Below are 20,385 nucleotides of genomic sequence, written 5' to 3' on the forward strand. Positions count from 1 at the left end.
TAATACTTTTGCTGAAGATAAGCATTCATAAATATGGCAAAGTTTACCAAGTGAAGAAGAAAGTTATCACTGCTTTGTCATTTTTCTTTTCTTTTTAGGGATAATTCTTTAAGAAAAGAGTCATAGTTTAGAAAAATAATCGGACAAGAAAATCTAGGATATCCTCAGATGACGGAAAAAAAGAAGCGTGGCTTACTGTCATGGCTTGGCTTTGGTGATGAAGAACCAAGCCAAACAAAAGCAACCGAAGAACAAGTAGAACAAACAAAACCAGAACAAACGGTTGAAGAGCCGGTCGAGGAAGTCGAGACTGAAAAAGCAGAAGCAGAAGCAGAAGCAGAAGCAGAAGCAGAAGCAGAAGCAGAAGCAGAAGCAGAAGCAGAAGTTATTGAGGAACCTCAAGCGAAAGAGCCTCGAATTCAAGAACAGGAAAAGCCAACAGAGAGCTTCTTTGCGCGTCTGAAACGCAGCTTAAGCCGCACTAAAGCGAATATTGGTGCCGGTTTCTTTGGTTTATTCAAAGGCAAAAAAATCGATAGTGATTTGTTTGAAGAGTTAGAAGAACAGCTATTGATTGCGGATGTGGGTATGGATACCACATTGAAAATCATCGAAAACCTGACAGAAAAAGCATCTCGCCAGCAACTAAAAGACGGTGAAGCGCTGTACGATCTGTTGAAAGGTGAGTTGGCAGAAATTCTGTCGACCGTTGAACAGCCTTTGGTTGTTGATACCGCAAAAACGCCGTACGTGATCTTAATGGTTGGTGTAAACGGTGTCGGTAAAACCACAACAATCGGTAAACTGGCTAAGCAGTTCCAGTCTCAAGGTAAGAAAGTGATGCTGGCTGCGGGTGACACATTCCGAGCAGCAGCTGTTGAACAGTTACAAGTATGGGGTGAGCGCAATAATGTTCCTGTTATTGCTCAACATACTGGCGCAGACAGTGCGTCCGTGATTTACGATGCGATTGAAGCTGCGAAAGCGCGTGGTGTGGATGTGGTTATCGCTGATACGGCAGGTCGTTTACAAAACAAATCCAACCTGATGGAAGAGCTGCGTAAAATCGTTCGCGTAATGAAGAAAATCGACGATTCAGCGCCGCATGAAATTATGCTGACGTTGGATGCGGGTACTGGTCAAAATGCGATTAGCCAAGCGAAACTGTTCAGTGATGTTGCACCAATCACAGGTATTACTCTGACCAAACTGGATGGTACTGCAAAAGGCGGTGTGATTTTCGCAATTGCTGATCAGTTCCAAATTCCGATTCGCTTTATCGGTGTTGGTGAAGGCATTGAAGATCTGCGTCCATTCGAAACGCAAGAATTCATCGACGCGCTGTTTAGTCGCGAAGAGTAATAACCCAAAGTAAAACGAACAGTAACATACCCTAGAGAGATACTTATTTAGGTATCTCGCTGCAAAAAAGGAATGATGCGTGATCAAGTTTCAACAGGTGAGCAAGGTATATCGAGGCGGGCGACAAGCTCTGCAGAAAGTCGATTTTCATTTACGTCGTGGTGAGATGACCTTTCTGGGCGGACACTCTGGCGCAGGTAAGAGTACTTTGCTTAAGCTCATTTGCGCTATTGAGCGACCTACTGACGGCAAAATCAGTTTTAACGGCCATGACGTCACACGTATTCCAAACAAAGATATTCCTTTTTTGCGTCGTAATATTGGCATTGTTTTCCAAGATCACCGCCTTTTGATGGACAGAACCGTGTTTGACAACGTTGCGTTGCCGATGCGAATTGAGTCTATCTCTGAAAACGATATTAAACGACGAGTTTCGGCCGCGTTAGATAAAACCGGTTTGTTGGATAAAGCTCGTTGTTTACCGAGCCAGTTATCGGGTGGTGAGCAGCAACGCGTTGGTATTGCTCGTGCTGTGGTGAATCGGCCTACTCTACTATTAGCCGATGAACCTACGGGTAACTTGGACCCAGAACTATCGACTCGTATCCTGCATCTGTTTGAAGAGTTTAATCGAGCAGGAGTGACCATTTTACTGGCAACCCACGATCATAACTTAGTGAATTCTCGCCCTCAGTATCGCCACTTAGAGTTAAATCAGGGCTTTTTAAGTGAGGTTGAAGATTATGGCCGTTAATCCTAAAAACAAAAAAACGACCAAAGCTCGTGATGCAAAAAGAGTGAAAACCGATAGCTTTTTGACTATTCATATCAAACAAGCCAAAGCGTCTTTCTCCAGCCTGTGGCATCGCCCTATGGGTAATGTTCTCACATTGGCTGTTATCTCTATGGCATTGACCCTACCAGCGTGTATGTATTTGCTGAGCAAGAATATTGCGTCTGTGGCAGACAATGTAGCGAGCCCTTCTCAAATCAGTGTTTACATAAAAGAAGATACGCCTGAGCCAAGAATTATGGTGTTGAAAGACGAAATCGAAAGCCGTGCTGAAGTGGAGAAAGTCGATTATATCTCTCCACAACAAGGTCTTGAAGATTTGAGTCAGCATTCAGGTTTCGACCAAGCTATCAGCCTGCTTGATGAATATTCACTGCCGGGTGTGCTGATTGTTTCTCCAAACGTGGAAACGGACCAGGAAATAAAGGCGATTGCTGATTCCATCCGTGGTCAGGAAGGGGTAACAGACGTACGTTTAGACGAAGACTGGCTAGCTCGATTGGATGCTATTCGTAATTTAGCGACGATTGTGGTTATCAGCTTGTCATTATTAATGCTGGCTTCTGTGTTTTTGATTATCGGCAACACACTCCGTTTTAACGTTCAGGCCAACAAAGAAGAAATTCAGACTATGAAGCTGATTGGTGCGACCGATAGCTTTATTCTACGTCCTTATTTATACGTCGGTATGTGGTTTGGTGTTTTGGGAGCTATATCGGCTTGGCTACTAACAGCCTTTATCACCATAGTGCTGAATGGGGCGGTGGAAGATTTAGCTAAGTTGTACGACAGCCAGTTCCGGTTAATCGGTTTAAATTGGGATGAATCTTTACTACTGCTTATGCTGGGAACGGCTTTAGGTTGTATCGCGGCGAAAAGCGCAGCCCAACGCCACTTAAAAGAAATTGAACCTGTGTAGCGAATCCTTGTCTTTATTAGGTTAAAACAATATTTGAGTGGCTAGTTGACTTGTCACTAACATTTGTTTATGCATAATAACCAATCGGTCTTGAATACTGTTCATTTTGGGTTCAAGATTGTTAGATTAAATTGGCTCCAGATCAGAGATTGATGAGGAATTGAATGACTAAGTCAACATATCAATTAGCGCTTGTTTCGCAAGATAGCTTAGATAGTTATATCCGCACAGCGAACAGTTATCCTATGCTGACCGCAGAGGAAGAGCGTGAGCTTGCTGAGAAGTTGCATTATGAAGGTGATATTGAAGCGGCTAAAGGCTTGATTCTGTCACACCTTCGTTTCGTTGTTCACGTTGCTCGTGGTTATTCTGGCTACGGCTTGCCATTAGCGGATCTTGTTCAGGAAGGTAACATTGGTCTGATGAAAGCGGTAAAACGCTTTAATCCTGAAGTGGGTGTAAGACTGGTATCTTTCGCGGTTCACTGGATCAAGGCTGAAATCCACGAGTACGTATTACGTAACTGGCGTATCGTGAAGATTGCGACGACAAAAGCGCAACGTAAACTTTTCTTCAATCTACGTAAGTCGAAAAAGCGTTTAGGTTGGTTTAACAACGGTGAAGTAGAAACTGTTGCTCGTGAACTGGGTGTAGAGCCTTCAGAAGTTCGTGAAATGGAATCTCGCTTAGCGGCACAAGATGCAACGTTTGAGTTTTCTGCTGATGACGATGACAACAGCAACTCTTATGCGGCACCAATGTTATATCTGGAAGACAAGCATTCAGATTTAGCCGACAACCTAGAAGAGCAGAACTGGGAAAAACATACGACAAAACGTCTGAGTCTTGCTTTAGCAACTCTTGATGAGCGTAGTCAACATATCGTGCGTTCGCGTTGGTTGGATGATCAAAAATCAACCCTTCAGGAACTGGCCGATATGTATGAAGTATCTGCTGAGCGTATTCGTCAGTTAGAAAAGAATGCGATGAAGAAATTAAAAGAAGCGGTAGGCGAGTTGTAATTCCCCTAACCATTCTGTAAATACCAAAAAACCGAGGTCTGTTGATCTCGGTTTTTTTATGCCGGATCGAAAAGACCTTTCAATTGAACATGGGAAACTGTGGATAAGTCTGTGGTAAATTTATTTACTGACTGTCATCAAGTAGGGTAAATAAAGGTATGAACGCTGTTTTTTATTTGGGGATACTTTTAGATCTACACACAGAAAGAGCAGGATCATCACTAGATGTTGTGGATCGATCTTGAGAAAAACACTTTATCACCGCAATCCACAGGATTATCCACAGTTGATGAACAAATGATCGCTGGTGGATAACCTTACTCAGCCCATGTACTTGTCATTCTCTGGATAGGTTACAATGGCGCTGAAAAAATATTACTAAAGTGAGAGTAAATCATGGACCAATTTCAGCACATTGATGTAGCGGGCGCTCAAACCCTCATCGAACAGAAGAATGCCAAGTTAGTGGATATCAGAGATCCCCAGTCGTTTGCTGTTGCACACGCAAAAACGGCATTCCATTTAACCAATGACAGCATCGTTTCATTCATGGAAGAGGCTGAATTTGATCAGCCTGTTTTGGTTATGTGCTATCACGGAATTAGTAGCCAGGGTGCCGCCCAATACTTGGTTAACCAAGGCTTTGAACAGGTGTATAGTGTGGATGGTGGTTTTGAAGCTTGGCATCGTGCCAACTTACCTGTCGAAGCGAGTTAGAGAAACAGATGATTAGATTGATCACTTTAAATAACCCTCGAATGGCGCAAGCATTTATTGATTACATGGCGTCACGGCAGATAGAGATAAAAATGACGTCAGAGGGAAGTGGTCAATTTGCCTTGTGGTTGATGGAAGACGAACATCAACTGGAAGTGGAAAACGAAATAGAGCTATTCCTAGCCAATCCCAACGACGGTAAGTATCAGGCAGCCTCTTGGGATATGGCAGAAAGTCGTAAACCTCAATTCCAATACCACTCACCCAGCATGATGGCAATGCTAAAAGCCAAAGCGGGCCCATTAACGTTATCCATCATGACAGTCTGTGTTGTTATCTTTGTTCTACAGCAAATAGGGATGACGGATGCTGTTTTTTCCGCATTACATTTCCCTGCAGAAAGCGGCCAACAGTGGCAGTTGTGGCGCTGGGTAAGTCATGCACTACTGCATTTTTCCGTCTTACACATAGTGTTTAACTTGCTGTGGTGGTGGCAATTTGGTGGAGATATCGAAAAACGCTTGGGCAGCTTTAAGTTATTGCAGATTTTTTTAGTCTCTTCTGCTTTTTCCGGTGCAGGACAGTATTGGGTAGAAGGCGCTAATTTTGGTGGCCTATCAGGTGTGGTTTACGCTTTAGTCGGTTATTTATGGATGCTGGGCTGGCGAGCACCTCAGATGGGGCTAGGCATTCAGAAGCCACTGGTTGTGTTTATGCTGGTTTGGTTAGTGCTTGGTTTTGTGCAGCCCTTTATGGCGATTGCCAACAGCGCTCACTTAGCCGGCTTGGCAGTTGGTGTCCTACTAGGGCTCAATGATGCGAATCGATACTCTCTGAAGAAACAAAAAAACGGCTCATAAGCCGTTTTTTTCTAAGGGATAATTCACTACTGGTATAGATATTTTGTGAACAACAGGTCGGCGATGATAGTGCGTCCTGTTTCTGGCAGCAGTGTATTGTTCAGCTGTTCTACTAGGGTTTTACGAAGATCTTCACGGCCAGCTAATGACTTAATCACATCTTCGTTTTGTTTACCCAATAGCTCGACAACCGCATCTCTAATTAAAGGCTGGTGTTTTTCTATCAGTGGTAAATCGGCGCTGTTGCTCACCATGACATCAATACGCACTTGGATATACCCCAGCTTCTTACCCTTGGTGTAGAAATTTGTGGTCACATCCGGCTCAAGAGTGAAATAAGCCAGTTTTGGTGCTTCTTCATCAGCAATAACCAAACTGGAAAACAAAAGGCCAAATGCGAGTATTATCGGAGATAGGTATTTTCTAAGCATATGTCTATTAATTCTTTTCTCTGTTCAAGATACTCGAACCGCCCGAGTCTTGTTACAATAGAGCATCTTTTTGTAAATAAAAATACTCTATTAGGTTTCATGTCCTTGGTTTGAGACCATGAGCGGACTTTCTTTCGAGACTACTGCTCGCTGTATTGAATATTAGTATGAATCAATCAATTTCGCTGTACCTGACTGCTTTAAGCCAAGTGAACTGGTTATCGCCAGACGAATTCACATTTCCAGATCCTAATGCAAAAGCTTGGTTGCTAGAGCAGGGGTCACTTTCTCGTCGATTATCGGACAACTGTCAACAACTGACGGTTGAGCTGTTGCACAACCAGTGGGTGGAATCTTCGTTTCTGGACAAGAGCGAATCTGAACTGTTGCCAACAGAACCGTGTCTTTTGCGAAAAGTCATTCTACAAGGAGATGGTAAGCCTTGGATAGTCGGAAGAACATTGATTCCAAAATCATCAGTTCAGGATCAATCGCATAATCTTGAACTACAAGGTGAAATACCACTTGGACTGACAGTATTCAGTGCTGATAATGTTAAGCGCGATGAGTTGTTGGTGGGGTGGGCTGAAACACCAGATGGCTTGCTTTTAGCGCGACGTTCACGTTTATGGATGAACAATAAACCTATGTTAGTGGCTGAATTATTTCTGAGTGATTCCCCTGCTTATTTTTTCTAAGGAGCAAGTATAAATGAGCGCTGTAAAGGCAAAGGCGTATTGGCAGCTAATGCGAATGGATCGTCCTATTGGTTCATTACTGCTTCTGTGGCCTACCATCTGGGCACTTATTTTATCGGCTCAAGGTTTTCCAGACATCAAGGTTCTTATCGTATTCGTCTTAGGTGTCTTTATGATGCGTTCGGCTGGATGTGTGATCAATGATTTCGCCGATCGAAAAGTCGATGGGCATGTAAAGCGCACTTCGCAGCGTCCTTTACCATCAGGAAAAGTGTCAGCAAAAGAGGCGGTGATTTTGTTCCTCGCGTTATCTATTGCGTCGTTTCTGTTGGTATTGACCATGAATCCGTTGACAGTTCAGCTTTCCTTCGCGGGTTTAGTGCTTGCCTTCATCTATCCCTTTATGAAGCGATTTACTCACTTGCCTCAGCTGTTTCTGGGTTTAGCCTTCAGTTGGTCTATCCCGATGGCATGGGCTGCACAGGCTAATGAACTGCCGTTAATTGTCTGGTTTGTTTTTGCGATTAATGTGGTGTGGACCGTTGCTTACGACACCCAATATGCCATGGTCGATAGAGATGATGATTTGGTCATTGGCATAAAGTCGACAGCCATTCTCTTTGGCCGGTATGACAAAATGATCATCGGTGGCTTACAGCTTATGACGATTGCGATGCTGATTATGTTAGGCAATTATTATCAGCTTGGAGCGAGCTATTATTGGGGCTTGCTTGTGGCTGGCGGGTTGTTCGTTTATCAGCAGCATTTGATTCGTCATCGAGAAAGACAGCCTTGTTTTCAGGCATTCTTAAACAACAACTATGTGGGCATGGTTGTTGCGGCTGGATTGCTGATTTCACACTTCTGATTCAAAAACAAAAGGCATCCATTGGATGCCTTTTTTATCTTCGCTATTTTTATTTCACAAGATGCTGGTCGTATTGATAAATACTTTCTTGAATGGTCAGCCTTACTTCTGGATAAAGCATGCCGTATAACTTTTTAGCCAGACGTTTTGTCTGCTCAACGTTACATTCACCATCATTGTCTAAATAGCCTTCTGATTTCAACGTTACAAACAGTGCTGAGAACACTCCTTTGTCGAAGAACTCTGGTGCGTTAATACCGTGCAGACGACCGAGACGCTGAGCAATCTCTTGGCTCTTCGCTTCTAAATCTGACTTACCAAGTTCTGGGTTCTCTACCAGCAAGTTCAGAGCAATCGCATAACGTTGCAGTGTTTCTGAAATCGTGCGACCTAGCAGCATCAACACTTGGGTTTTCGCTTGGTTAATCGTAACCATACCATCATTAATTGAGATTAAATCTTGGCGTTGCAACTCATCCAAATAGTGTGTCACTTTCTCAGCTAACTGCTCGCTATCAAGACTTAGGAAAAGCTCTTGTTTCAAGAACGGGTAGATAAGCGCAACATTTTCCTGAATTTTCTCTACGCTGAGTTTCTGCTGACGAATCAGCATTTGAGCAATCAAAGACGGCAGTGCAAGTAAGTGAATGATATTGTTGCGATAGTAAGTCATCAGAATCGACTGGTTACGATCTAAAGAAATAATGTCGCCCATGGTATCGGACTCAATCACAAACTTGTCGAGCGATTCGGCGTGATTCACCAAGCTTTCGGCATTGTCATCAGGAATCGTAGAAGTGTTGGAATAAGGAACATTGCGCAGAATGTTCAAGTAGCAATCAATCTGGTTGATCAGTGTGTCTCTCGATAGAGCACGTTGACGAGAAGCAAGTAGAGCCGTTGCACACAACGTTAGCGCGTTAGTAGCTGCTGCGTCGTTAATGTGCGTCATCATCTTAGTCGCAAGTTTGTTCACCACAGGGTTCATCCACTGTGGTTTCGTTGCTCCGATAGGGTCGATATCTTGAGTCCAAGTCGGTACTTGCTCATTCAAGAATTGGTTCAATGGAATTGGCTCACCAAAGTTCACATAACCTTTACCGAAGTTACGCAGTTTACGAATAGTACGCAGTACTAAACCCGCGTTCTCTTTCTCTTTTTGCTTACCGCGCAGTTCTTTGGCGTACGTGCTGACTTCCATTACGTGCTCGTAACCAATGTAGACAGGCACAAGTGTTACCGGGCGATTTAATCCGCGCAGCATCGCTTGAATGGTCATCGCCAGCATGCCTGTTTTCGCAGTCAACAGACGCCCCGTGCGTGAACGGCCGCCTTCACTGAAATATTCAACCGAGTAACCTTTAGAAAACAACTCAGCTAGGTATTCACGGAAAATGGTGGAATACAGCTTGTTGCCTTTAAAACTGCGACGTAAGAAGAATGCTCCGCCACGGCGGAATATAGGACCTGCTGGGAAGAAGTTTAGGTTGATGCCCGCAGCAATATGAGGGGGTACTAAGCCTTCGTTGTACAACACGTAAGACAGAAGTAAGTAGTCCATGTGACTGCGGTGACAAGGCACATAAACAATCTCATGCCCGTCTTGCGCCAAGCGGCGTACGGTTGAAGCGTTGTTGATGTTTAAGCCTTGGTATAAACGGTTCCAAAGCCAGCGCAAAACACGACTGCCTTTTTTCACTAAGGAGTAAGAGAAGTCTGCCGCAATTTCATCCATGATGTCATGGGCAGCTTTGCGAGCTTTCTCAATTGAAATGTTTTTAGCTTGGGCCTCGTCCCGAATCGCTTTATCAATCGCAGGAGACTGCATCAATCGGCGGAACAGCACTTCGCGTTGAGGAAGATTAGGACCGGAAGCCGCTAATTTCTGACGAGAGAAGTGAATACGTGCCACGCGAGCGAGCTTATGTGCAATGGCTTCATCAGTACCGTGCGAATTTGCCATATGGCGCAGTGATACCACTGGGCTAAAGCGCACCAAACAATCTCGTCCAGCGAGAATAACCGCTTGCGCTTTCTGTAAACCATTCATGGGTTGCAGGTATGGCTTTTCACTGCCTTCTTTGCCGGGTTTTCTTCCCCACAGAACCGATGCTGGAATCACTTGTACATCAAGCTCTAGATCATGGTGATGCAGAGCTAGAAGCTCAGTGAACGTTGCGATAGAGTCGCTTGGCACATGGCTATCATTCTGTAGCAACGTAGGACGAGAAGAGATAAACACGTAACGTTTTAGAGTCTTACCCTGAATTTCTAGTGGAGAAAGTGGATCCGGCAAGCCTGCGTCTTTCGCGTGAGTTTGCAGTGTCAGCAAATCAATGTTTGAACGGAAAGGTAGTACGTAAATGATTGGCTTGCTAATATCGATGCCGATATCTTCAATCGGATTTGACGGAATTACTGTCCCTTTTACTAGTAGCGTTGTCGGTAACTTTAAAAGCGAACGTGATAGTGATTGTCCAGAAGACATAAGAGTTCAAAGCCTCAAAAATCAGTACAAAAACTCAAGAGTATTTCCGTGTTCCTAAACCATAGGAGAAGGAAAAAGGAGATGCACCTAAGTAGGTCTATATTTTTCGAGCTGCAAGAATACCAGAAACTGGTCAAACCTTTTAATTTTATTCAGTGATGTTTGATTTTTGCGCGGATATTCTGAATTTTTTCTCAGATTGATTTTGCTAATACGTGGAACACTAGTGTGTATAAAAAGAACCCCCAAGGGCTAATGCGCCTTTTTAAAGCAACAGGTTATTCGTACAAAGGTATCTGTGCAGCATTCAAACATGAAGCGGCTTTTCGTGAAGAAGTATTGCTAGCGGCTGTCGCAATTCCTTTCGCCATTTGGTTGGATGTGTCGCAAGTTGAACGCATTCTAATGATATCGAGCGTTCTGCTGATTGTGTTGGTGGAGTTATTAAATAGCGCGTTGGAAGCGGTGGTCGATCGTGTTGGTCAGGAGCACCATGAGCTATCAGGACGAGCCAAAGATATGGGGTCTGCAGCAGTATTTATTGCGATGATTATTGCAGGTTATATTTGGCTCGAAGCCCTATTTATCTAAAAAATAAGCAATTGGCTTTGCATTTAATAAATTACTGGATATACTCACAGTCAACTGTATAAAAAAACAGGTGAACTATGAAGCCGTTAACGCCACGCCAGCAACAAGTTTTTGATCTAATCAAAAGCAAAATAGATGAAACAGGAATGCCACCGACTCGTGCTGAAATTGCACGTGAACTGGGTTTTCGTTCTGCAAACGCAGCAGAAGAACATTTGAAAGCTCTTGCTCGTAAACAAGCAATTGAAATTGTGCCGGGAGCTTCTCGTGGTATCCGTATTCTATTGGAAGCGGCGAACGAAGAAGAGCAAGGTTTACCTCTAATCGGTCGCGTAGCGGCTGGTGAGCCTATCTTGGCTCAAGAGCATGTAGAATCCCATTACCAAGTGGATCCAAACATGTTCCGTCCACACGCTGATTTTCTATTACGCGTTCACGGCGAGAGTATGAAGGACATCGGTATTTTGGATGGTGACTTACTTGCTGTGCATAAAACTCAAGACGTACGTAACGGACAAGTTGTTGTGGCTCGAGTTGAAGATGATGTGACGGTTAAACGTTTAGAGCGTCGTGGCTCAAAAGTGTTACTTCATGCTGAGAACGAAGAGTTTTCTCCAATTGAAGTCGATTTAACCTGTCAGAATCTATCTATTGAAGGTATTGCGGTTGGTATTATTCGTAATACTGACTGGATGTAATCATACCTTTCTGGCGTTATTTTTAGGTTTCACATCTGCGCGATGTATTCGAAATTTAAAGATTTGCAAATCTAATTGATATTCATTATCATCTTCTTTGTCGCGATACAAGGAAGATGATGATGCGCTCCCCCCACAAGCAAAACTCACAACGCTATCAAATCCCTACCAGTTTGGTCCAACCACTATGGCTACGCGGTCGTGAAAGCTTGGTCGATAACGGCCTTGTTTATGATCCTATTGCAGCCACCGCCTGCCAACGTTGTCATTTAGCACCGGATTGCATCAGTGGCGATATCGATCAGAAGCAACTCCTTCATGTCACCCTCACTCAACTGTGTGACAAACAAGTACATCAATTTTTAGATGCACATCCTGATGGATGGATTGTCAACGTCGGTGCTGGTTTGGATACACGATTCTACCGAATTGATAACGGACGCTGTCATTGGATTGAGTTGGATGTGACGGAGAATTTGGTGTGGCGACAAAAGCTGTTTCACCGCAGTGAACGATATTTACATCAGTGTGGAAGTGTCGGGGAAATTGATTGGTTAGAACGTTTACCAATCCCAGAGTACGCACCAGTTTTAATTCTGTGTGAACATGCGCTACTTGATTGTGATTCGATACAAGCATCGAGATTTATTCGATCTTTAGGACTCAATTTTGCTAATGCGAGCGCTTGTCTAGTGCTGGCAGGAGATAAAACCTGTACCCACTTGGGACAGAAAATGGGTTCCGGCATGTATGCTCATGGTTTTGCCACACCAAAACAGGCGGTAATGAACTGTTTACCTTGGGCTCGGGAAGTGACAATTGCTTCTCCTTTAGATAGCAACTGCGGGCGTTGGAAGTTTTGGCAACGTGTATTGAGTAAATTTTCTCTATTAAAACAACGGGTTACTCCAGTTGTTGTGCAAGTGATTTGGTAGGCAGCCGTAGCCGACAGTCCTTAACTTAGTTACACTTTGTTCTCTAATGCTAGGAGCGAAATCGTTGCGTCTTCTTTGCTTAACGCTGTTGTTTTCTGAACAAATAAAAAAATCGTAGCCCATAGAGCTGCGATTTTTCGTTTAACTGATTTTTCCGCTCAATTATGAAAGCTAAAACAAGCGATTTAAGCCATTCAATGCAGCTACGCGATACGCTTCAGCCATTGTCGGGTAGTTAAAAGTGGTATTGACGAAATACTCGATGGTATTTGCTTCCCCTTTTTGTTCCATGATGGCCTGACCGATATGGATGATTTCCGCAGCTCGTTCACCAAAGCAGTGAATACCTAAAATCTCTTTCGTTTCACGGTGGAAGAGAATCTTCAAGCTGCCAACATCTTTGCCTGAGATCTGTGCTCGTGCCAAGTGTTTGAATGAAGAACGACCCACTTCATAAGGTACTTTCGCGGCTGTTAATTCTTGCTCTGTTTTACCAACCGAACTGATTTCTGGAATGGTGTAAATACCCGTTGGGATATCTTCAATCAGTTTGTTGGTGGCTTGTCCTTGAGAAATCGCTTGAGCAGTGAAACGACCTTGGTCATAGGCTGCACTTGCAAGGCTTGGATAACCAATCACATCGCCCACAGCGTAAATATGGTTGACCTCTGTCTGGTAGTTGCTGTTAACACTTAGCTGACCGCGAGAATCCGCTTTCAGACCAACCACTTCAAGGTTGAGTTTGTCTGTATTACCAGTTCGCCCGTTCGCGTAAAGCATACAGTCAGCTTTCATCTTTTTACCTGAGTTCAGGTGAACGATAACACCGTCTTTCGTACCTTCGATTTTGCTGTATGTCTCGTCGTTACGAATAACCACGCCACTGTTCCAGAAGTGGTAAGAGAGTGCATCTGACGTTTCGTTGTCTAGGAACGAAAGCAAGCGGTCGCGTGTGTTGATTAAATCTGTTTTAACCCCTAAACCACGGAAGATAGAAGCATATTCACAACCGATGACACCTGCGCCATAAATAATGATGTGTTGTGGGTCGTGCTCAAGGTTCAAGATAGAGTCACTGTCATAAACGCGTGGGTGGCTGAAATCCACATCAGCAGGGCGGTAAGGGCGTGAGCCAGTAGCAATAACAAATTTATCTGCGGTGTAGTTTTCAACCGTGTGATCGCTTTTTGTTACTGCAACAGTATTGGCATCGACAAAACGTGCTTTACCAAAGATTAAGCTGCACTGGTTACGGTCATAAAAGCCTTGGCGTAGACGAGTTTGCTTATCAATAACGGTTTTAGCATGCCCAAGGATAGTTGAAAAAGTAGAGTGAAGACTTGAGTTGTTGTTGCAGAACAAAGGGTTGCTATTAAATTCAATAATACGGCTAACCGCATGACGCAATGCCTTGGAAGGGATAGTTCCCCAGTGTGTACAACCACCGCCTACGCTGCTTTCTTTTTCAATAATGGCGACATTCATCCCTGCTTTGGTTAACCCCATTGCAGCACCTTCACCGCCAGGTCCACTACCTATTACGATGACGTCAAAGTGGTTATTCAGTGCCATAGATGATCCTTGTTATAATTTGGTTAACATTGCGATAGCGAGATTTTAACTGATATGTGCTAAGCGTGAAACTTAAACCCCTTATAGAGTGGAGAGGATCACGAGATTAAAACAAATATCGCTGATTTAACGCTTAAGTCGGGCAGTTGATGAAAAATGCAACGGTTATGTTAGGAAATTGTCTGATGCTTCAAAATGGTCTGTTTTGCCTCTTAGACATGTTGGTTAATCGCGTTATAGTAGGCGACTTTAGTGACTGACTTGGCAGGGCTTGGCTTAAAATGAAATCCACGGGAATTCGCGCACAACAGAAAGAAAAAACGCGTCGTTCGCTGATTGATGCGGCATTTAGCCAATTAAGTGCTGATCGTAGTTTTTCGAACTTAAGCTTACGTGAAGTCGCACGAGAAGCGGGGATAGCCCCAACCTCTTTCTATCGCCACTTTAAAGATATGGATGAATTGGGTTTGACCATGGTTGATGAAGGCGGATTGTTACTGCGCCAGCTCATGCGTCAAGCACGCCAGCGTATTGTTAAAGAGGGAAGTGTGATTCGCACTTCCGTAGAAACGTTTATGGAGTTCATCGAAAGTAGCCCAAACGTATTTCGTCTATTATTGCGTGAACGCTCTGGCACTTCTTTTGAGTTTCGTGCGGCAGTAGCGCGTGAGATTCAACATTTTTCTGCCGAACTTTCTGAATATCTGATAGCGACAGGTATGAATCGTGAAGAAGCCATCACTCAAGCGGGTGCTTCAGTCACATTAGTATTTAGCTCTGGTGCAGAAGCATTAGACTTAGATCGACGTGATCGCGATGAACTCGCAGAACGTCTGATCATGCAACTGCGAATGATAGCCAAAGGGGCTTTCTGGTATCGCAAAGAACGTGAACGAAATCGACTAAAAGGCGGGATGAATTAATGTCAAATGAAAGTAGCGGCTCAATCAATCATGGTTCAGAACGTAAAACACTGATACTTGCGTTAATCGCGGGTATGTGTGGTGACGCTTTACTGTCTTGGATGACCATCAGTGAAGTCTCTTTTTCTATTTTCCCTGTTATTGCTTTGGTGCTGTCTGTGCAGGCGTTGTATCAAGAATACCTACGTAATCCAGTTGCGGAAGATATTCCACTAGTAGGTTTGGCGTGCTTCTTTGTCGGTGCGTTTGGCCACTCAGCATTTGTTAAGGCTCAGTATCCAGAAGCGGGGTCTAACTTCTTTTCGATCATCGTAGCTTTGCTGCTCTTGTTATGGGTTGGAAAGAAGCTAGGATTTATCGGTCATTCTGAATAAGTACACATCAGCTAATTACAAAAGTTAATTACAAAAAACGAGCCAATGGGCTCGTTTTTCTATTTGTGAACTTTGGTAATAAGTGTGAATTACGCTTTTCGCTCTAGCATCACACCCGCTTCCATGTGGTGGGTGTATGGGAATTGGTCAAACAGAGCAAAGCGAGTCACCTTATGTGTCTCACATAAAACATCTAAGTTTTCTTTTAGTGTTTCTGGGTTACATGAGATATAGAGAATGCGCTCATAACCCTGTACCATCTTACAGGTATCAATATCCATTCCTGAGCGAGGCGGATCGACAAAGATGGTGTTGCAGTTGTAGCTTTTTAAATCGATGCCTGCATCTTTCAGGCGGTTGAATTCACGTTTGCCTTCCATTGCTTCGGTAAATTCTTCTGCTGACATGCGAATGATTTGTACATTGCCGATTTTGTTAGCAGCAATGTTGTATTGGGCTGAATGTACCGATGGTTTGGCCAACTCAGTTGCCAAGACTCGCTCGAAGTTTTGAGCCAGTGCCAATGAGAAGTTACCGTTACCACAGTAAAGCTCTAGCAAATCGCCTTTACTTTCTTGGGTGCAATCGACAGCCCACTCCAGCATTTTTTCTGCGACTTTACCGTTTGGCTGAGTAAAACTGTTTTCAACTTGTTGGTAGAGATAAGGTTGACCGTTCACGCTCAGCTTCTCAATCACATAATCTTGGTCTAGCACAATCTTCATTTTGCGCGCACGACCAATAATGTTCAGATTAAAGCCTTCATTTTGCAGTGTTTGTTTGAGCGCTTTAGCTGCCGCAATCCACTCTTCATCAAGTTGACGATGATATAGAAGAGATACCAGAACCTCCCCACTCAGAGTGGATAAGAAGTCCACTTGGAAAAGTTTGCGGCGCAGAGTGTCGTTGTCTTTCATGGCGTCTATCAGCAATGGCATTAAGTCATTAATAAGGCGACTTGCCGCAGGGAACTGATCAACACGGTATTTTTCGCGAGTTTGCTGGTTGAACATGATGTAGTACATATCATCACCTTCATGCCAGATACGAAACTCAGCGCGCATACGGTAAAACTGAGCCGGGGACTCAAAGACTTCCAACTCAGGCACACCATAAGATTCAAACATCTCTCCTAGTCGAGTGATCTTCTCATCCAGTTGCGCTTGGTAGTTGTCTGGGTTTACATCAAGAGTCGCCATTGCTTTACCTTTTTCTGGTACGTTCAAATAAAGAGCGCAGATTTTATTCAATCTCCCGCTCATGTCCAGTACTCTGACTAAATTGATAGCTTTATCGATCGTAAAAACTATAGCTTATACCAATCTAAGCTAGACAAGTTATCGATTGCTCAATACTATCAACCGCAAGCTGGTGTTATTTAGAAGCCTAGACGGCTAAATTAACTTAAAAGGGAATCTGGTGGAAATCCAGAACTGACGCGCAGCGGTAAGAGAGAACGAATACTCAAATGACACTGCAATTTGTGGGAAGTCGAGTTAGTAGGTTAACAGCTCTCAAGTCCGAACACCTGCCAGCAGCTGAGCAAACCAATGGGATGGACCCATGCTCGGTAGGATTAACGCGATTTAGGACAATATAATGAATAAATCCCTTCTAGCGGTGGCAGTGGCGTCGCTGTTTTCTCATACCTCTTTTTCATACGCACAAGAAGCGACAGCTGATGAGACGGTTGTTGTAACGGCGAATCGTTTTGAAACTAAAGTAAACGAAACAATCGCACCAGTTGAAGTTGTCACACGTGAAGAAATTGATGCGATTCAAGCTCAATCACTAACGGACGTATTACGTCGTTTACCTAGTGTTCAGGTAGTGAACCAGGGTGGTGTAGGCCAAAACTCTGAATTGTATATTCGTGGGCGCGCCAGTAAAAACGTTTTGGTCATGATTAATGGTGTTCGAATCGGTAGTGCAACCTCGGGAGCAGCGGATTTGTCAGCTATTCCTCTGAACGGTGTGGAGCGTATTGAAGTACTGCGTGGCCCTCGTGCAGCGGTGTACGGCTCAGATGCAGTTAGTGGTGTAATTAATATCATCACCACAAAAAACACTAATGGTTTTAACTCTGTTAAGTCTGGTGTTGGCAGCGATGGCGCGTACGATGTTGGAGCAAACTTTTCTACCGTTTCTGACTCCGGAAGTTGGTTTAACGCGTCCGCAACGTTTAAAGCTGCAGAGGGATATAATATAAAGCCATCAAATAAAAACAGTTTCGATGCCGACAATGATGGCTTTAAGTCACAGTATTTATTAGTCGATGCAGGCACTAAGGTTTCTGATGAGCTGACTTTGAAAGCGAATGGTTACTATCAAAAGCAAGATTCGGAGTTTGATAACTCTTGGGGCGGTGTTGATAGTACTGACAGCGATTTGTATAGCTTAGCGACTGTAGGTGAGTACAAAAAAGATAAATTGAACAGCCACTTTACATTAGCGACTAACCAAGATGACGCAGAGTCCTCTGGTCAAGGTGAATCAAGTCGATATACGACAAATCGATACGTATCGTCTTGGGATAACCTATACGCAGTAAGTGATATTCTTTCTGTAGTCGGTGGCGCCGAGTGGTACGAAGATAAAGTTAAAGTAGAAGGCAAAAACTACACTCAAACCGATAGAGATAATGCGGCTCTTTATGTGGGTAGCTATCTAAATAAAGGTGACTTTTCAGCGGAGAGCAACTTCCGTTGGGATGATAACAGCGCTTACGGCACTTTCTGGACATACCAATTTGGCTTGGGTTATCAGCTTACTGAATCGCTAAAAGCTGTTGGTTTATATGGTACATCTTTCAAAGCACCGACGTTTAACCAACTTTATTATCCTTTGGAATGTGGTTCTTATGGTTGCTACCAAGGTAACGCTAACCTAGTTCCAGAAGAAACAGAAAGCTCAGAGATTGCATTAGAGGGCAATTTTGAATTGCTAACTTGGCGTTTAGCTGGTCATTACAGTGAAGTCGATAAAATGATCGCGAGTAATGGAACAACCAACGTCAATGTGAATAAAGCAGAGATAAAAGGTGTTGAAGTAAGCGGTCAGTTTGATACAGGACCTTTAGCTCATGACTTGTCTTATGACTACCTTGATACTAAAGATAAGTCTACGGGTAATGAATTGGTTCGCAGAGCCAAGCATAGTGCGAAATGGAATATGACATATTTGCTAGATGCTTGGAGATTTGATGTCAGTTATCTCTATCAAGGAAAGCGTTACGACGATGCTAAAAATACAAAGGAGCTAGACCCATATTCATTGGTCGATATCGCCACTTCGTATTATTTTGATAGCGGTGTAACTCTCAGCGGTAAGATCGGTAACGTGTTCGATGAAGATTACGAGACTGCTTTGGGATATAAAACTCAAGACCGTAATTACTACGCAAGTATTGCATACCAATTCTAACGAATCCTCAAACCGCCTTCGGGCGGTTTTTCGCTATTTGGCGTTTTAACAATCATTGCCAATTGATATAGAGCGAGTATGATCGCTGCGTTATCGTTGTTCTATCTGGTTTCCATGGTGTCTAATCAATCTATTCCTAAAGTCTTAATTTTCGACTCTGGTGTTGGTGGCTTATCTGTTTATAGAGAAATTGAAATGCGCCTGCCGCAGCTTTCTTATACCTATTTATTTGATAACGCGGCTTATCCATACGGAGAGCTAGACCAACAAGTCTTATTACAAAGAGTTGAGCGGCTAATCACAGGGCTAGTAGAGCAAGAGGGTTTCGACATAGTGGTCATTGCGTGTAACACAGCAAGTACCATTGTGCTTCCTACATTACGCTCAAAATTGTCCATACCCGTGGTAGGTGTCGTCCCTGCAATTAAACCCGCTTCCTCTATAGCGAATAAAGCTGTTGGGTTAATTGCTACCCCCGCTACTGTCACTCGCCAATATACACATGATCTTATTCGAAGCTTCTCAGCTGATAAAAATGTTGAGTTGTTGGGTTCGACACGCCTTGTTGATATGGCTGAAGAAAAGCTAAGAGGTAGAGCGATAGATTTGCAGGAACTGCAAAATATCTTGAGTCCACTGATCAGTCATATAGATGTAGCGGTACTAGGATGTACTCACTTCCCTTTAATCAGAGATGAGATCCAACAGGTGCTAGGAAAGGATGTATTGCTGGTGGATTCAGGTGAGGCTATTGCAAGAAGAGTAAAAACATTACTTGGTATTGAAGCGGGTGTTTGTTCAGAGAACAAACACACAATTTATTCTAGTGCACCGCCTTGGGAAGAAAGTGCACTGAATGAAAGATTAGAACAGCTTGGGTTTTCTGCTATTCGTCCATATCCTCTTCTGGGTGTTTAGGGTCATTTGCAATTCTAACTTTAAGCGTTCTCTGCATGTAGTCGTGCTCATTTAATGCATCAATCGCAGATTGAGCATGTGTTGCCGCCATAACTACAAAGCCAAATCCTCGACGTTTACCTGTTCGCTTATCTTTCATTAGACGAACCGCAAACACATCACCATGCTGAGCAAATAAATCACGTACATGAGATTCGTTTGCTTTGTATGGCAAATTGCCTACATAAAGTGTCTTGGTTGGTAAGGCTGAATCTTCATCTTGTTCGGTAATAGATGGGGTTGATAGGAAAAGTTTAAATACAATAGTTGCTGCCACAACACCCACAATAAAACTTACAGCTGAAGGAATGCCTGGAATTAGAGAAATTATTGCACCGCCAATAATCGCAATCGCGATATTTAAAAACATTGGTTTATTTAAGTTCATAAAAGAATACTACTTGTAAGAATAAAATTAGATGCGTATCTACGATTAACAAAATAGATACATCAATCTTACGTACATGCTTGAGTTTTTTCCAACCAATTGCTGTGACCCCCTCAAATGTTGAAATTTTATTCGATAAACAGTACGTTGCTTGCTTTTTGAGCGAACGAAAAATTATTTGAAAAAAATGCTTGTCATAATCTCGTACCTCCCTATAATGCCGCCACACCGACACGGAGTGAGACGAATATCACAACGTATCGAGTAAGAGAGAAAATAAAGTTTAAAATAAACGTTGACTCTCAAAAATTAAAGCGTATTATACGCACCCCTAGCGACGAGGCTTTAGAGGCTGAAATCGATAGA

The 20,385-nt window shown here is 43.4% G+C and carries 20 protein-coding genes and 1 riboswitch; of the genes, 15 read left to right on the forward strand and 5 right to left on the reverse strand.

All coding sequences use genetic code 11. The annotated features are described in order from the left end of the window. Positions 1-168: 168 nt before the first annotated feature. The 6 genes from ftsY (at position 169) to glpG (ending at position 5,673) form a co-directional block, all read left to right on the forward strand. Positions 169-1,362, forward strand: coding sequence for a signal recognition particle-docking protein FtsY (gene ftsY / locus P4S58_RS15875; RefSeq protein WP_337164476.1), 1,194 nt, complete (start codon positions 169-171; stop codon positions 1,360-1,362). A gap of 79 nt (positions 1,363-1,441) precedes the next feature. After that, a complete protein-coding gene (gene ftsE, locus P4S58_RS15880) occupies positions 1,442-2,116 on the forward strand; it encodes a cell division ATP-binding protein FtsE (protein ID WP_042489747.1) in 675 nt (224 codons plus the stop codon). Continuing rightward, positions 2,106-3,074, forward strand: a complete 969-nt coding sequence (gene ftsX / locus P4S58_RS15885) for a permease-like cell division protein FtsX (RefSeq protein WP_102964158.1) — start codon at positions 2,106-2,108, stop codon at positions 3,072-3,074. Before ftsE ends, ftsX begins: the two co-directional genes overlap by 11 nt. A gap of 164 nt (positions 3,075-3,238) precedes the next feature. Then, complete coding sequence (gene rpoH / locus P4S58_RS15890; RefSeq protein WP_042489743.1) at positions 3,239-4,096, forward strand: RNA polymerase sigma factor RpoH; 858 nt, start codon at positions 3,239-3,241, stop codon at positions 4,094-4,096. Positions 4,097-4,492: 396 nt separating this feature from the next. Further along, a complete protein-coding gene (gene glpE / locus P4S58_RS15895) occupies positions 4,493-4,813 on the forward strand; it encodes a thiosulfate sulfurtransferase GlpE (protein WP_102964159.1) in 321 nt (106 codons plus the stop codon). 8 nt (positions 4,814-4,821) lie between these two features. Then, complete coding sequence (glpG, locus tag P4S58_RS15900) at positions 4,822-5,673, forward strand: rhomboid family intramembrane serine protease GlpG (protein WP_102964160.1); 852 nt, start codon at positions 4,822-4,824, stop codon at positions 5,671-5,673. Between the two features lie 26 nt (positions 5,674-5,699). On the opposite strand, the gene P4S58_RS15905 is transcribed toward glpG, so the two are convergent. Next, entirely contained in the window at positions 5,700-6,104 is a 405-nt protein-coding gene (locus P4S58_RS15905) for a flagellar basal body-associated protein FliL (protein WP_042489737.1), read from the reverse strand. A gap of 167 nt (positions 6,105-6,271) precedes the next feature. Here P4S58_RS15905 and P4S58_RS15910 point away from each other — a divergent pair, with 167 nt between their 5' ends. After that, positions 6,272-6,802, forward strand: a complete 531-nt coding sequence (locus tag P4S58_RS15910) for a chorismate lyase (RefSeq protein WP_042489735.1) — start codon at positions 6,272-6,274, stop codon at positions 6,800-6,802. A gap of 13 nt (positions 6,803-6,815) precedes the next feature. Then, positions 6,816-7,670 (forward strand): 4-hydroxybenzoate octaprenyltransferase, encoded by an 855-nt coding sequence (ubiA, locus tag P4S58_RS15915; protein WP_102964161.1) that lies wholly within the window; start codon positions 6,816-6,818, stop codon positions 7,668-7,670. Positions 7,671-7,719: 49 nt separating this feature from the next. On the opposite strand, the gene plsB is transcribed toward ubiA, so the two are convergent. Further along, the gene (gene plsB, locus P4S58_RS15920; protein WP_102964162.1) at positions 7,720-10,158 is read right to left on the reverse strand and encodes a glycerol-3-phosphate 1-O-acyltransferase PlsB; all 2,439 of its coding nucleotides are present in this window, start codon (positions 10,156-10,158) and stop codon (positions 7,720-7,722) included. A 255-nt stretch (positions 10,159-10,413) separates the two neighbouring features. Here plsB and P4S58_RS15925 point away from each other — a divergent pair, with 255 nt between their 5' ends. The 3 genes from P4S58_RS15925 (at position 10,414) to P4S58_RS15935 (ending at position 12,382) form a co-directional block, all read left to right on the forward strand. Beyond that, positions 10,414-10,749, forward strand: coding sequence for a diacylglycerol kinase (locus P4S58_RS15925; RefSeq protein WP_180980177.1), 336 nt, complete (start codon positions 10,414-10,416; stop codon positions 10,747-10,749). Between the two features lie 77 nt (positions 10,750-10,826). After that, complete coding sequence (lexA, locus tag P4S58_RS15930) at positions 10,827-11,447, forward strand: transcriptional repressor LexA (RefSeq protein ID WP_042489729.1); 621 nt, start codon at positions 10,827-10,829, stop codon at positions 11,445-11,447. Between the two features lie 122 nt (positions 11,448-11,569). Beyond that, a complete protein-coding gene (locus tag P4S58_RS15935) occupies positions 11,570-12,382 on the forward strand; it encodes a class I SAM-dependent methyltransferase (RefSeq protein WP_102964164.1) in 813 nt (270 codons plus the stop codon). 171 nt (positions 12,383-12,553) lie between these two features. Here the strand turns inward: P4S58_RS15935 and sthA are convergent, their stop codons facing one another. Further along, positions 12,554-13,954 (reverse strand): Si-specific NAD(P)(+) transhydrogenase, encoded by a 1,401-nt coding sequence (gene sthA, locus P4S58_RS15940; protein WP_102964165.1) that lies wholly within the window; start codon positions 13,952-13,954, stop codon positions 12,554-12,556. A 281-nt stretch (positions 13,955-14,235) separates the two neighbouring features. Between sthA and fabR the strand changes: the two genes are divergently transcribed. Both fabR and P4S58_RS15950 read left to right on the forward strand, forming a co-directional pair. Then, the gene (gene fabR, locus P4S58_RS15945; protein ID WP_042489723.1) at positions 14,236-14,877 is read left to right on the forward strand and encodes an HTH-type transcriptional repressor FabR; all 642 of its coding nucleotides are present in this window, start codon (positions 14,236-14,238) and stop codon (positions 14,875-14,877) included. After that, positions 14,877-15,251, forward strand: a complete 375-nt coding sequence (locus P4S58_RS15950; RefSeq protein ID WP_102942881.1) for a YijD family membrane protein — start codon at positions 14,877-14,879, stop codon at positions 15,249-15,251. The genes fabR and P4S58_RS15950 overlap by 1 nt, the downstream gene beginning before the upstream one ends. A gap of 89 nt (positions 15,252-15,340) precedes the next feature. Here P4S58_RS15950 and trmA read toward each other — a convergent pair whose 3' ends face one another. Beyond that, positions 15,341-16,450: a tRNA (uridine(54)-C5)-methyltransferase TrmA gene (gene trmA / locus P4S58_RS15955; protein WP_102964166.1), complete on the reverse strand. Its 1,110-nt coding sequence runs from the start codon at positions 16,448-16,450 to the stop codon at positions 15,341-15,343. 153 nt (positions 16,451-16,603) lie between these two features. Continuing rightward, a riboswitch (cobalamin riboswitch) is annotated at positions 16,604-16,801 on the forward strand. A 49-nt stretch (positions 16,802-16,850) separates the two neighbouring features. Here trmA and P4S58_RS15960 point away from each other — a divergent pair. Then, positions 16,851-18,674 carry a TonB-dependent receptor domain-containing protein gene (locus tag P4S58_RS15960; RefSeq protein WP_102964167.1) on the forward strand — a complete coding sequence of 608 codons (1,824 nt, stop codon included), beginning with the start codon at positions 16,851-16,853 and terminating at the stop codon, positions 18,672-18,674. A gap of 117 nt (positions 18,675-18,791) precedes the next feature. Further along, positions 18,792-19,592 carry a glutamate racemase gene (murI, locus tag P4S58_RS15965; RefSeq protein WP_180980178.1) on the forward strand — a complete coding sequence of 267 codons (801 nt, stop codon included), beginning with the start codon at positions 18,792-18,794 and terminating at the stop codon, positions 19,590-19,592. Here murI and P4S58_RS15970 read toward each other — a convergent pair. Next, positions 19,561-20,019 carry an RNA recognition motif domain-containing protein gene (locus tag P4S58_RS15970; protein ID WP_102964168.1) on the reverse strand — a complete coding sequence of 153 codons (459 nt, stop codon included), beginning with the start codon at positions 20,017-20,019 and terminating at the stop codon, positions 19,561-19,563. The two genes, murI and P4S58_RS15970, sit on opposite strands and share 32 nt — an antisense overlap. Between the last annotated feature and the right edge of the window lie 366 nt (positions 20,020-20,385).

This window comes from Vibrio sp. Hal054 (assembly GCF_037162405.1).
Taxonomy (GTDB): Bacteria; Pseudomonadota; Gammaproteobacteria; order Enterobacterales; family Vibrionaceae; genus Vibrio; species Vibrio diazotrophicus.